Raw genomic sequence first — 12,598 nt, 5'->3', positions numbered from 1 at the left:
CGGTGGTGCTATTGATAGGGGCGGACATCGACTGCCTGGCGATCCATTGCGGGGCGCCGATTATACCTGTCGTTCACCGCGTGCTCTTGCGGATGGCGAATTCTGCGGCGAGCATGGACACTGCCCCGACGAGGATGGCGTACCAAAGCGTCACCAGCCGCGCGGCGACAGCAACCGCAATGGCGTCCGCAGTAGAAATTCCAAGCCGATTGAGCATCAGGACGATGGCCAGTTCGGTCGAGCCGACGCCACCGGGCACAAACGACAGTGCGCCGATCAGCATCGCAAGCGGGTAAATACCGAGCGCGACCATGGGATCCAGTTGCAGGCCCATGCCGACGCAAAGGCTCACGAATACTGCTGATGTCAGTCCCCAGGCGATGAACCCGGCAAGCATGCTTTGCGCGAACGCAGGCAGATCCAGGCAACTACGCAATTCCAGCGCTGCCGCTAGGAAAAAATGCGCCAGTCGCCGCAGCCAGCGGCCGGGAAGGCGCGCGGCCACGCTTTTCAGGTTGTCCAACAACGCGGGCCAGGCGGCTGCGCCGAACAGCGCACAGACAAAACCCAGCACGATTGCAGCTAGCGCGCCCAAGGTGGGGAATATCGACGCGGCCAGCAAGGACAGCGACAGGATGACCAGCAGGTCGGATGCGCGCTCGAAGACGAAGACGCCCAATGTGCGCTCGGCCGGAATGCCCATGCGCGCGAAGTAGCGAATCCGCATCAGTTCGCCTGCCTTGCGAAGTAGCGAATCCGCATCAGTTCGCCTGCCTTGCCTGGCGTAGCGGTCAGTGCGAAGCCCGCCAAATAGCCAGCCAGGCCACGCCCCATTGGCACGCGATGTCCTTTGCGACGGAGCAGCCATTGCCAGCGCCAGTACCGAAACAGGTACGTCAGCGACACGGGCACGATTGCGAGCAACATCAGGTGCCAGACATCACTAAGCCGCGAAAATGTGCCGTTCCCGTGGTCTACCCAGACCAATGCGGCGATATAGCCGCCGCATAACAGCACGACGAAGCCGACCAGATAATCCAGACGGTGCCGCGATGTTGCGGCACCGTTGATGCCAGAAGGCGAAGGCGAATCCATTGCAGCAGACGGGCCTCAGCCCAACGCAGCCTCCAACTCCGGCAGCAGCGCAAACAGATCACCCACCAGCCCAATATCGGCAATCTCGAAGATCGGCGACTCCGGGTCCTTGTTGATTGCCACGATGGTCCCCGCATCCTTGATGCCGGTCAGATGCTGGATCGCGCCGCTGATGCCGATGGCCACGTACAGCTCCGGAGCGATGATCTTGCCGGTCTGGCCCACCTGCAGCTCGTTGGGCACGTAGCCGGCGTCCACTGCCGCGCGGGAGGCACCCACGGCGGCGCCGAGTTTGTCGGCCAGGCTGTAGATGTGCTTGAAGTTCTCGGCCGAGCCGACGCCGCGGCCACCAGAGACCACGCGCTTTGCGCTTTGCAGGTCGGGGCGGTCGGAGCTGCCTGCGGCCAGGCCGACAAAACGGGTATGGGTCGGCAGCGCGGCTTCCAGCGTGACCGACTCAACCGTCGCGCTTCCACCGCCGGCAGCTTCCGGCCAGGAGGCGCTGCGCACCGTCGCGACCACGGTCTGCTCGGCCGGGGCCTTGACGGTGATGATGGCGTTGCCTGCGTAGATCGGGCGCTTGAAGGTGTAAGCGTCTTCGACCGACATCAGATCGGAGATCTGGTTGACGCCCAGCAGCGCAGCCACCACTGGCATCAGATCCTTGCCGAAGGTGGTGGAGGGGCCGAAGACATGCGTATAGCCCTGGCCGGCAAGCTGGGCGATCTGCGGGCCCAGCACCTGCGCGATGGCATGTTCGTTGGCGGCGTTCGCCACCGTCAGCACGCGGGCAACGCCGGCGAGCTGCGCAGCCTGCGCTGCGACCGCTGCCGGATCAGCTGCCAGCACCACCACGTCAATGGATTCGGCCGAGAGCGCAAACGCAGCGCTCAACGTCTTGGCGGTGGCCGCATTGAGCTGACCGTTGAGATGTTCGGCAACAACGAGAACCTTGGCCATTACAGCAACCCCTTCTGCTTGAGTGCGGCCACCAGCTCGGCGGCGTCCTTGACCATCACGCCACGGCTGCGCTTGGACGGCGCGGCGTAATGGGTGGTGGTCAGGCTGTCATGCGCGTCGACACCCAGATCGGCAAACGCCAGCGTTTCCAATGGCTTGCTCTTGGCCTTCATGATGTCGGGCAGCTTGATGAAACGCGGCTCGTTCAGGCGCAGGTCGGTGGTGATCACTGCTGGCAGGTCCACTTCCAGCGTCTCCAGGCCGGCATCGACCTCGCGCGTGACCGTGGCCTTGCGGTCGGCAACAACGAGCTTGCCGGCAAAGGTCGCCTGCGGCCGGCCCCACAATGTGGCCAGCATCTGGCCGGTCTGGTTGGCGTCGTCGTCGATGGCCTGCTTGCCGAGGATGACCAGATCCGGCTGTTCCTTCTCGACCAATTTGAGCAGCGCACGCGCGGCGGTTAGCGGCTGAACAGCCGCGTCGGTCACCACATGGATTGCGCGATTGGCACCCATGGCCAGGCCGTTGCGCAGGTGCGCAGCCGCATCGGCCGGCGCCAGGGTGGCGACCACGACTTCCGTGGCGATGCCGGCATCGCGCAGGCGCAAGGCTTCTTCCAGGGCGATTTCGTCGAACGGGTTGGGCGAGAGCTTGACGCCCTCGGTCACCACGCCGGAGCCATCCGGCTTGACCTGAATGCGGACGTTGTAGTCCACCACGCGCTTGTAGGCGACGAGGATTTTCATCGTGTACGAGATCCTTCAGCGATTGCGGGAAGGCCCGGCCGCGGCGGCAGGCACGGGAGTGAGGGCATTCTAACCGGGTGAAGCGCACCATGCGATGGCGTATGGATGTTGCGGTGCAGCACCTCATGACGTTTGTAAGGCCATACTTAGGCCCGGTATTGCTCCAACCGTATATCCTGTGCCGTTTACGCCGCGCGGTTCGCGCGCGACCAGGAGACAGGCAGTGGCAACTTGGCTAGTAACCGGCGGAGCCGGCTTCATCGGTGGCAACTTTGTTCTTGAAGCGGTGGCGCGCGGGGTGCGCGTGGTCAATCTCGACGCGCTGACCTATGCGGGGAATCTGAACACATTGGCTTCCCTGGACGGCAATCCGGACCATGTCTTTGTCAAGGGCGACATTGGCGACGGCCCGTTGGTCGCCAGTCTGCTGCACGAACACCAGCCCGATGCGGTGCTGAATTTCGCGGCCGAGAGCCATGTGGATCGCTCGATCGAAGGCCCGGGTGCATTCATCCAGACCAACGTGGTCGGCACCCTGGCCCTGCTTGAGGCGGTCCGTGACCACTGGAAGGCGCTTCCGAAGGAGCGCCAGGATGCGTTCCGGTTTCTTCACGTGTCCACCGATGAGGTCTACGGCACGTTGGGCGAGACCGGCAAGTTCACCGAAACCACGCCGTATGCGCCCAACTCGCCGTACTCCGCGTCGAAAGCTGCTTCCGATCACCTGGTACGCGCATTCCGCCACACCTACGGTCTGCCGGTGCTGACCACCAATTGTTCGAACAATTATGGTCCGTACCACTTCCCAGAAAAGCTCATTCCGCTGGTAATCGCCAAAGCGCTGGCTGGCGAGCCACTGCCGGTCTACGGCGATGGCAAGCAGGTGCGCGACTGGCTGTTCGTCAGCGATCACTGCGAAGCGATTCGTACCGTGCTGGCGAAGGGCAAGGTCGGCGAGACGTATAACGTGGGCGGCAATTCCGAGCGGCAAAACATCGAGGTCGTCCAGGCGATCTGCGCGCTGTTGGATCAGCACCGTCCGCGCGACGATGGCAAGCCGCGTGCGAGCCAGATCACCTATGTGACGGATCGCCCGGGCCACGATCGCCGCTACGCGATCGACGCCTCCAAGCTGAAGAACGAACTGGGCTGGGAGCCCGCCTACACCTTCGAGCAAGGCATCGCACAGACGGTGCATTGGTATTTGACCAACCAGGCGTGGGTGCAGGGCGTGCTGGATGGCAGTTACCGCTTGGAACGGATCGGCGCATCGGCGTAACGCGAGTCCGCGCGGTCGTGCGCGGGCCTCACAAGGAACTATCTCATGACACAACGTAAAGGCATCATTTTGGCGGGTGGGTCGGGCACGCGCCTGTATCCGATCACCAAGGGCGTCAGCAAGCAGCTGCTGCCGGTGTATGACAAGCCGATGATTTACTACCCGCTGAGCGTCCTGATGCTGGCAGGTATTCGCGATATTTTGATCATCAACACGCCGCATGAGCAGGCGCTGTTTCAGTCTTTGCTCGGCGACGGCGCGCAATGGGGAATCAATATCCAGTACGCCGTGCAGCCCAGCCCGGACGGGCTGGCGCAGGCCTATCTGATCGGCCGCGACTTCGTCGACGGCAAGCCGAGTTGCCTGGTGCTGGGCGACAATATCTTTCATGGTCACGGTCTGACCGAAACGCTACGCCGCGCAGACGCGCGCGCGCAGGGCGCGACAGTGTTCGGTTATTGGGTCAACGATCCTGAGCGCTATGGCGTGGCTGAATTCGATCAGCAGGGCAAGGTTATCGATATTGCCGAAAAGCCTGAAAGGCCTCGCTCCAACTATGCGGTCACCGGCCTGTACTTCTACGATGGAAAAGCCAGCGATTATGCGGCTGCCCTGAAACCCTCCCCGCGTGGCGAGCTGGAGATTACCGATCTCAATCGCTGCTATCTCGATGCTGGTGAGCTGCATCTTGAGCCGCTGGGACGCGGGTATGCATGGCTGGATACCGGAACGCACCAGTCGCTGCACGAAGCGGCCAATTTCATCGAGACCATCCAGATGCGTCAGGGCCTGCAGGTGTGCTGCCCCGAGGAAATTGCATTCGGTCAGGGCTGGATCGATGCGGAACAGCTGGAGCGGTTGGCCGCCCCGTTGCTGAAGAACGACTATGGCAAGTATCTGCAGGAATTGGCTGTGCGAGGAGTAGTGCCGTGAAAATCGTCGAAACCCGTTTACCAGGTTGTGTGGTCATCGAGCCGGCCGTGTTCGGCGATGAACGCGGATATTTTTTTGAAACGTGGAATGCGGAGCGCTTCGGCCAGCATGGTCTGCCGACCAAATTCGTGCAAAGCAATGTGTCCACATCGGCCAAGGGCGTGCTGCGCGGGCTGCATTACCAGTGGCCGCGTCCCCAGGGCAAGCTGGTCAGCGTGCTTGAGGGTGAGGTCTACGACGTGGCTGTCGATGTCCGCCATGGTTCGCCCAACTTCGGGCAGTGGGTAGCAGTGGTGTTGAGCGCGGAAAATAAAAAACAATTCTGGATTCCAGAAGGGTTTGCGCACGGCTTTGCAGTGCTGTCGGAGCGAGCGGTGTTCAGTTACCTATGTGCCGACGTCTACGTGAAGGAGGCCGACGCCGGCGTGCGCTGGGATGATGCGGCCATTGGCATCGATTGGCCGATCAGCAACCCGTTGTTGTCTGCAAAAGACTCCGCCGCGCCGTTCCTGGGCGATGTGCCGGCCGAACGCTTGCCGGTGTATACGCCGTGACCACGTTGGTACTGGGAGCCAATGGACAGGTCGGCACGGAATTGCTGCGGGCATTGGCAGGCGATGGCCCGATTCTGGCCACGACACGCAGCGGTCGATTGGCGGATGGTACCGCGTGTGAAGTAGCTGACTTCGACGCACCGCATCGCCTGAGCGAATTGCTGGACCGCTTGCAGCCAAGTTGCGTTATCAACGCAGCCGCCTACACCGCCGTCGATCGTGCCGAGCAGGAGCGTGATGCGGCTTTCCGCGCCAATGCGGAGGCGCCGGCGGTCATTGCCCAATGGTGTGCGCGCGCCGATGTGCCCTTGGTCCATTATTCGACCGACTATGTCTTCGATGGGCAGGGCACGCGCCCCTATCGGCCGGACGATGCCACCGCGCCGCTCGGCGTGTACGGGCAGAGCAAGCTGGCTGGCGAGCAGGCAGTGCAGGCGGCTGGCGGCCGTCACCTGATCTTCCGCACAGCGTGGGTCTACGCGGCGCACGGGCACAATTTCCTGCGCACGATGCTGCGCGTGGGCGCCGAGCGCGACGTGCTGCGCGTGGTCGCCGACCAGATCGGCACGCCCACGCCAGCGGCATTGATTGCCGACATCACGGCGCATGCGCTACGCCAGCCAGGCGAACCCTCCGGCTTGTGGCATCTGACCACCGCCGGGCAGACCACCTGGCACGGTTTCGCCGAAGCCATCTTCGCCCAGGCGCGCGCGCGCGGCCTGCTCGCCCGCACGCCGCGTGTGGAGGCGATCACCACCGCCGACTATCCGACGCCGGCCACGCGCCCGGCCTATTCGCGACTGGATACCCACAGCCTGCAGGACACCTTCGGCGTCCGCCTGCCGGACTGGCAGGATGGACTGAGCCAGGTGCTGGACACGCTCGCCCAACAGTGAACCTCGTCAGTGGTGCCATTGATTGGTGCAGCTTCAGCACCGACTCATAGCTTGCACTTCGCTTCGGCTACCATCGGAGGCTGATCCGCGCCGTACCGGCGAGCTGCTCCGCGCAGGTCGCCGTCGACGCGGATGTGCCGCTGAAGCGATGCCACTCACGATGCATACGTTGGACGTATGCAGGTGTGCGCTGCATCGCATCAGTCGGCACCGTGCAGGTTCTTGCGTATCCCCCAGCGGGCGCGCCGGTCCCATTGCGGGCTCGGCCGCACCGTCATTACGCCATGACCTGCATGCAGCGCGCTACATCCTCCCCCATCCAAAGTCGCAAGGAATTCCAATGAAGATCGCTGTCGCGGGTACCGGCTATGTCGGTCTGTCCAATGGCGTGTTGCTCGCCAAGCACCATGAAGTGGTGGCGCTGGACATCGTCGAGTCCAAGGTCAAGCTGCTCAACGAAGGCCGCTCGCCGATCGTCGACAAGGAACTGGAGGCCGCGCTGGCCGAGGGTGGTTTGAACTTCAAGGCCACCCTCGATGCCAACGAGGCGTTTGCCGGCGCCGAATTCGTGATCATCGCCACGCCCACCGACTACGATCCGGACACCAACTATTTCAACACCAAGTCGATCGAGGTCGTGATCGCCAAGGTGCTGGAGATCAACCCGCAGGCGACGATGGTGATCAAGTCGACCATTCCGGTCGGCTACGTCGCCAAGCTGCGTGCACAGTTCGGTACCGACAACATCATCTTCTCGCCCGAATTCCTGCGCGAAGGCCGCGCGTTGTACGACAACCTGTACCCGTCCCGGATCATTGTCGGCGAGCGCTCAGCGCGTGCGGAGACCTTCGCACGGCTGTTGCAGGAAGGCGCGCTCAAGCCCGACGTGCCGGTGCTGTTCACCGAGCCGACCGAGGCCGAGGCGATCAAGCTGTTCGCCAACACCTACCTGGCGATGCGGGTGTCCTACTTCAACGAACTGGACACCTACGCGCTCACCCATGGGCTGGATAGCCGCCAGATCATCGAGGGCATCTGCCTGGATCCGCGTATCGGCAGTCATTACAACAACCCTTCCTTCGGCTACGGCGGTTACTGCCTGCCCAAGGACACCAAGCAGTTGCTGGCCAATTACCAAAGCGTGCCGCAGACCATCATCCGGGCGATCGTCGATTCCAACACCACCCGCAAGGACTTCATTGCCGCCGACGTGCTGCGGCGCAACCCCAAGGTGGTTGGCATCTATCGGCTGATCATGAAGGCCGGGTCGGACAATTTCCGTTCGTCCAGCATCCAAGGAGTGATGAAGCGCCTCAAGGCCAAGGGCGTGGACGTCATCGTGTACGAGCCGACGCTGAGCGATCCGGAGTTCTTCCGCTCGCGCGTGGTCAACGACCTGGAGGCCTTCAAGCGCGAGGCCGATGTCATCATCAGCAACCGTATGGCCGACGCGCTGCAGGACGTGCAGGACAAGGTGTATACGCGCGACCTGTTTGGCGATAACTGAGCCCGGCCGGCGCCGGGTTCTAGCCGGTGGCAATGCTACTCGTCTAGGCGTCCATGAGGTTCACGCGATGCGGCGCTGTCGTCGCCTCGCAGGCGGCCCCGCTTGGCTTTCCAAAACGGTATCCGAGTGCGGGCGATGCAACTGCGTCGCCCGCATGCATGGGAGTGCAATGCCGTTCGCGCAAGCATGCGACCTTTGATCTGCCAACGCGTAGCGTGTCGCAATCGAAAGTGAGTGGTGCATAACGCAAGACGGCGGCCATAGGCCGCCGTCGATCTTGCCTTCTACGTTGAGACGCGCGATTAAGCGCGCCCGTAGGTGTCTTCGAAGCGCACGATATCGTCTTCGCCCAGATAGCTGCCGGACTGCACCTCGATCAGCTCCAGCGGCAGCTTGCCCGGATTGCGCAGGCGATGGGTCACGCCAAGCGGGATGTAGGTGCTCTGGTTTTCGGTCAGCAGCAGCACTTCTTCGCCACGCGTCACTTCGGCCGTGCCGCTGACCACGATCCAGTGTTCGGCGCGGTGGTGATGCATCTGCAGGCTCAGCACCGCACCCGGTTTGACGGTGATGCGCTTGACCTGATGGCGCTGGCCCATGTCGATGGAGTCGTAAGCGCCCCATGGACGGTAGACCTTGCGATGCCAGGTGGCCTCGGAACGGCCAGCGGTCTTGATCTGGCTGACGACGTCCTTGACCTCCTGAATGCGGTCGCGGTGACCGACCAGCACGGCGTCCGGCGTTTCGACGACCACCACATCCTCAAGCCCCACCATGGCGATCAGGCGCGAGCCGTACGCGTAGGTGTTCTGGCAATCGAGCTGGATCACGTCGCCATGGTGCGCGTTGCCTTGCGCATCCTGGTTGGAAACATCCAGCAGCGAGGACCACGAACCGACGTCGTTCCAACCCGCATCCAACGGCACCACGACCGCATCGGCGGTCTTTTCCATCACTGCATAGTCGATCGAATCCGACGGGCTGGCAGCGAAGGCGTCCTTGTCCAGACGGGTGAAATCAGCGTCGCGCTTGCCGTTTTCCCACGCCTTCTGGCACGCATCGGCGATTGCCGGATGGAACTTGCGCAGTTCTTCCAGATAACGCGACGCACTGAACAGGAACATGCCGCTGTTCCAGTAGTACTCGCCGCTTGCCAGGTAGCTTTGTGCGGTGGCGAGGTCGGGCTTTTCGACGAAGCGCTCGACTGCGCTGGCACCGGTACCGGCGCTGGCCTTGATATAGCCATAGCCGGTTTCGGGCGCAGTCGGCTTGATGCCGAAGGTCACCAGCTTGCCTTGCTCGGCAGCAGCCGCTGCCAAGGTCACTGCCGCCTGGAATGCAGCCTCGTTCTGAATGACGTGATCGGAAGGCAACACCAGCAATAGCGGGTCGGCGCCATCGCGGGTTGCTTCAAGCGCTGCAACGGCAATTGCCGGCGCTGTGTTGCGTGCCTTGGGCTCGAGCAGGATGGCCGAAGGCTTCACGCCCAACTGCTGCAGCTGCTCGGCAGCCATGAAGCGGTGTTCTTCATTGGCGACCACGATGGGGGCGTGGCCTGCGACGGGAGCTGCGCGCAGCCAGGTGGACTGCAGCATGCTCTTGTCGCCGACCAGCGGCAGGAATTGCTTGGGATAGGACTCGCGCGACAGCGGCCACAGGCGCGTGCCGGAGCCGCCGGACAAGATAATGGGTAGGACGTCGCTCATGGGCGGGGGAAACTCCAAAGTGCGTCTATGGGTGGGAGAGGGGTCAATCAGCCGCGCAACAGGTTGGAAATTTCCTGCATACGCGTTTCCAGCAGTGCGGCATCGCCGCGCGTTTCCACGTTCAAGCGCAGCAGCGGCTCGGTGTTGGAGCTCCGCAGGTTGAAACGCCATTGGCCAAAATCGGCGCTGATGCCGTCGGTGTAATCCAGCTTCGGCGACAACGCGGCGTAGTGCTCCATCACGCGGGCAACCGAGGCCTTGGCATCGGCCACCTTGAAGTTGATCTCGCCGCTGCAGGGGAATTTCTGCATGCGCGCTTCGACCAGATCGGCCAGCGAACGGCCCGACTGCGACACCAACTCGGCGATCAGCAGCCACGGAATCATGCCGGAGTCTGCGTAGGCGAACTCGCGGAAATAGTGGTGTGCGCTCATCTCTCCGCCGTAGACGGCATTTTCGCTGCGCATCTTTTCCTTGATGAAGGCGTGGCCGCTCTTGCACAGCACCGGAATGCCACCGGCTTCTTCGACCTGCTCGACCGTGTTCCAGGTCAGGCGCGGGTCGTGCACGACCTTGCCGCCCGGCTGCTTGGCAAGGATGGCTTGCGCGAGCAGTCCGACCAGGTAATAGCCTTCGATGAAGCGTCCGGTGTGATCGAAGAAGAAACACCGATCGAAGTCGCCGTCCCACGCGATGCCGAAATCGGCGCCGCTGTCCTTGACTGCCTTGGCGGTGGCGTCGCGGTTTTCCGGCAGCAGCGGGTTGGGGATGCCGTTGGGGAAATTGCCATCGGGCTCATGGAATACGCGCACGAACTCGAACGGCAGGTGCGGCGCAAGCAGATCGACGATCAGACCGGCGCCGCCGTTGCCTGCGTTGACCACCAGCTTGAGCGGCTTGAGCGTGCTGCGGTCCACGTAGCTGAGCAGGTGCTCCAGGTACGCGGTCTTGTCGGCGCGGCTCTGCTCATTTGCGGTGGGCTCGCCGGGCGCGGCGGTATCGGCCGCGACCGTGTCGCGGATAGCGAACAGGCCGGTATCCGAGCTGATCGGTCGCGCTTGCTCGCGGACCAGCTTCATCCCGTTGTAGTCCATGGGGTTGTGACTGGCGGTCACCATCACGCCGCCAGCGGCCTTGAGGTAATCGGTCTGGAAATAGACTTCCTCGGTGCCGCACAGGCCGATGTCGATCACTTCACGGCCGCTGGCGCGCAGGCCGGCCGAAAGCGCTTCCTGCAGCGCCGGGCTGGCCAGGCGCACGTCGTGGCCCAGGACCACCGGCCCTTGATCCAGTTGCGCCGCCAGCGCCACGCCGATGCGGCGGGCCAAGTCCTCGTTGAGTTCATCCGGCACACGGCCGCGAATGTCGTAGGCCTTGAAGGCGGGTAGCGTCATGGGCAAATCCTGAAGTGGGGGACGCCCGAGTTTAGCGGCTGCGCCGTGTCTTGGGTGTGGCGGAATTGCGACCGGGGACAGGGAACAGTCAGCGGATAGAATGGGCGCTTCACATCGGCGAGGTGAGGGCGGTGATGCGCAGTGACGGACGCGGTGCGGCAAGCGGCAAACGCTATGCCGATGCCAAGGCAGCACTGGACGGGGTACTGGCCAATGGCCAGACCCTGGCGGTGGGCGGCTTTGGGTTGTGTGGGATCCCGGAGGCATTGATTGCAGCCGTGCGCGACAGTGGGATCGGAGGGTTGACCGTGATCTCGAACAACGCCGGCGTCGACGGATTCGGGCTTGGTCAATTATTGGCCACCCGGCAGATCCGCAAGATGATTTCGTCCTATGTGGGCGAAAACAAGGAATTCGAACGCCAATACCTGGCTGGCGAACTCGAGCTGGAGTTCAATCCCCAAGGCACCCTGGCCGAGCGTTTGCGTGCCGGTGGCGCCGGCATTACAGCGTTTTACACCGCCACCGGTTACGGCACGATCGTGGCCGAGGGCAAGGAAACGCGCGAATTCGACGGCAAGCATTACGTGCTGGAAACCGCGTTGCAGGCCGACGTGGCGCTGGTCAAGGCATGGCGCGCCGATACCGCCGGCAACCTGGTATTTCGCAAGACCGCGCGCAATTTCAATCCTGCCTGCGCCATGGCCGGACGCGTGTGCATCGCCGAGGTCGAGGAGATCGTGGCGCTTGGCGTTATCGATCCGGATCAGGTGCATCTGCCCGGTATTTACGTGGACCGCCTGGTGCTCAACGCCACGCCGGAAAAACGCATCGAACAGCGCACCGTGCGCGAAGGACAGCAGTGATGGCCTGGACCAGAGACCAGATGGCCGCACGCGCGGCACGCGAACTGACCGATGGCGCCTACGTCAACCTGGGCATCGGCTTGCCGACGCTCGTCGCCAACCACATCCCCGACGGTGTGGATGTGTGGCTGCAGTCGGAAAATGGCCTGCTTGGCATCGGCCCGTTTCCGACCGAAGACGAAGTGGATGCAGACCTGATCAATGCAGGCAAGCAGACCGTGACCGCCCGCGCCGGTGCCAGCTATTTCGGGAGCCACGATTCGTTCGCGATGATCCGTGGCGGCCACATCGACCTGGCGATTCTCGGCGCGATGCAGGTCACCGACCGTGGCGATCTGGCCAACTGGATGGTTCCAGGCAAGATGGTCAAGGGCATGGGCGGTGCAATGGATCTGGTGGCCGGCGTCAAGCGCGTAGTGGTGTTGATGGAGCACGTCGCCAAGGACGGAAGCCACAAGATCTTGCGCGAATGCGACCTGCCACTGACCGGCGTCGGCGTGGTGGACCGCATCATTACCGATCTGGCGGTGTTCGATGTCACTGCAGATGGATTGGTGCTGGTGGAGGCGGCAGAAGGTGTGGCGCTGGACGAGCTGCGTGCCAAGACGGGTGTTGAATTCGCTGCCTGACCGAGGCGATCTACGCAACGGCGAGCGCATGAG

Annotated in this window: 11 protein-coding genes and 1 pseudogene; 7 read left to right on the top strand and 5 right to left on the bottom strand. The window is 63.0% G+C overall.

The window, feature by feature from the left end; translation table 11 throughout:
- Positions 1-73 precede the first annotated feature (73 nt).
- From FLG15_RS17745 to FLG15_RS17735, 3 genes and pseudogenes are all read right to left on the bottom strand, one after another.
- Positions 74-1,095, bottom strand: a pseudogene (locus tag FLG15_RS17745) (lysylphosphatidylglycerol synthase transmembrane domain-containing protein).
- A 15-nt stretch (positions 1,096-1,110) separates the two neighbouring features.
- A complete protein-coding gene (locus FLG15_RS17740; protein ID WP_150146934.1) occupies positions 1,111-2,055 on the bottom strand; it encodes an electron transfer flavoprotein subunit alpha/FixB family protein in 945 nt (314 codons plus the stop codon).
- Positions 2,055-2,801 (bottom strand): electron transfer flavoprotein subunit beta/FixA family protein, encoded by a 747-nt coding sequence (locus FLG15_RS17735; protein WP_057679570.1) that lies wholly within the window; start codon positions 2,799-2,801, stop codon positions 2,055-2,057. Before FLG15_RS17735 ends, FLG15_RS17740 begins: the two co-directional genes overlap by 1 nt.
- Before the next feature lie 223 nt (positions 2,802-3,024).
- On the opposite strand from FLG15_RS17735, the gene rfbB reads away from it, so the two are divergent.
- The 5 genes from rfbB to FLG15_RS17710 all read left to right on the top strand — a co-directional run bounded on the left by rfbB (position 3,025) and on the right by FLG15_RS17710 (position 7,970).
- Complete coding sequence (rfbB, locus tag FLG15_RS17730) at positions 3,025-4,080, top strand: dTDP-glucose 4,6-dehydratase (RefSeq protein WP_057679571.1); 1,056 nt, start codon at positions 3,025-3,027, stop codon at positions 4,078-4,080.
- Between the two features lie 45 nt (positions 4,081-4,125).
- Positions 4,126-5,013, top strand: coding sequence for a glucose-1-phosphate thymidylyltransferase RfbA (gene rfbA / locus FLG15_RS17725; RefSeq protein WP_057679572.1), 888 nt, complete (start codon positions 4,126-4,128; stop codon positions 5,011-5,013).
- Entirely contained in the window at positions 5,010-5,567 is a 558-nt protein-coding gene (gene rfbC, locus FLG15_RS17720) for a dTDP-4-dehydrorhamnose 3,5-epimerase (protein ID WP_150146931.1), read from the top strand. Before rfbA ends, rfbC begins: the two co-directional genes overlap by 4 nt.
- A complete protein-coding gene (gene rfbD / locus FLG15_RS17715) occupies positions 5,564-6,463 on the top strand; it encodes a dTDP-4-dehydrorhamnose reductase (protein WP_057679574.1) in 900 nt (299 codons plus the stop codon). Before rfbC ends, rfbD begins: the two co-directional genes overlap by 4 nt.
- Positions 6,464-6,803: 340 nt before the next feature.
- Entirely contained in the window at positions 6,804-7,970 is a 1,167-nt protein-coding gene (locus FLG15_RS17710) for a nucleotide sugar dehydrogenase (RefSeq protein WP_057679575.1), read from the top strand.
- Between the two features lie 302 nt (positions 7,971-8,272).
- On the opposite strand, the gene FLG15_RS17705 is transcribed toward FLG15_RS17710, so the two are convergent.
- Positions 8,273-9,676, bottom strand: a complete 1,404-nt coding sequence (locus FLG15_RS17705; protein WP_057679576.1) for a mannose-1-phosphate guanylyltransferase/mannose-6-phosphate isomerase — start codon at positions 9,674-9,676, stop codon at positions 8,273-8,275.
- A gap of 47 nt (positions 9,677-9,723) precedes the next feature.
- A complete protein-coding gene (locus FLG15_RS17700) occupies positions 9,724-11,070 on the bottom strand; it encodes a phosphohexomutase domain-containing protein (protein WP_150146928.1) in 1,347 nt (448 codons plus the stop codon).
- Positions 11,071-11,204: 134 nt separating this feature from the next.
- Between FLG15_RS17700 and FLG15_RS17695 the strand changes: the two genes are divergently transcribed.
- Both FLG15_RS17695 and FLG15_RS17690 read left to right on the top strand, forming a co-directional pair.
- The gene (locus FLG15_RS17695) at positions 11,205-11,936 is read left to right on the top strand and encodes a CoA transferase subunit A (protein WP_150146926.1); all 732 of its coding nucleotides are present in this window, start codon (positions 11,205-11,207) and stop codon (positions 11,934-11,936) included.
- Positions 11,936-12,565, top strand: a complete 630-nt coding sequence (locus FLG15_RS17690) for a CoA transferase subunit B (RefSeq protein ID WP_057679578.1) — start codon at positions 11,936-11,938, stop codon at positions 12,563-12,565. Before FLG15_RS17695 ends, FLG15_RS17690 begins: the two co-directional genes overlap by 1 nt.
- Positions 12,566-12,598: the final 33 nt, after the last annotated feature.

Origin of the sequence: Xanthomonas phaseoli pv. dieffenbachiae, assembly GCF_008639345.1 — a bacterium.
Lineage (GTDB): Bacteria > Pseudomonadota > Gammaproteobacteria > Xanthomonadales > Xanthomonadaceae > Xanthomonas > Xanthomonas phaseoli.
The sequence above is the reverse complement of the archived record's forward strand: the minus strand, read 5'-3'. Positions and strand labels throughout refer to the sequence as shown.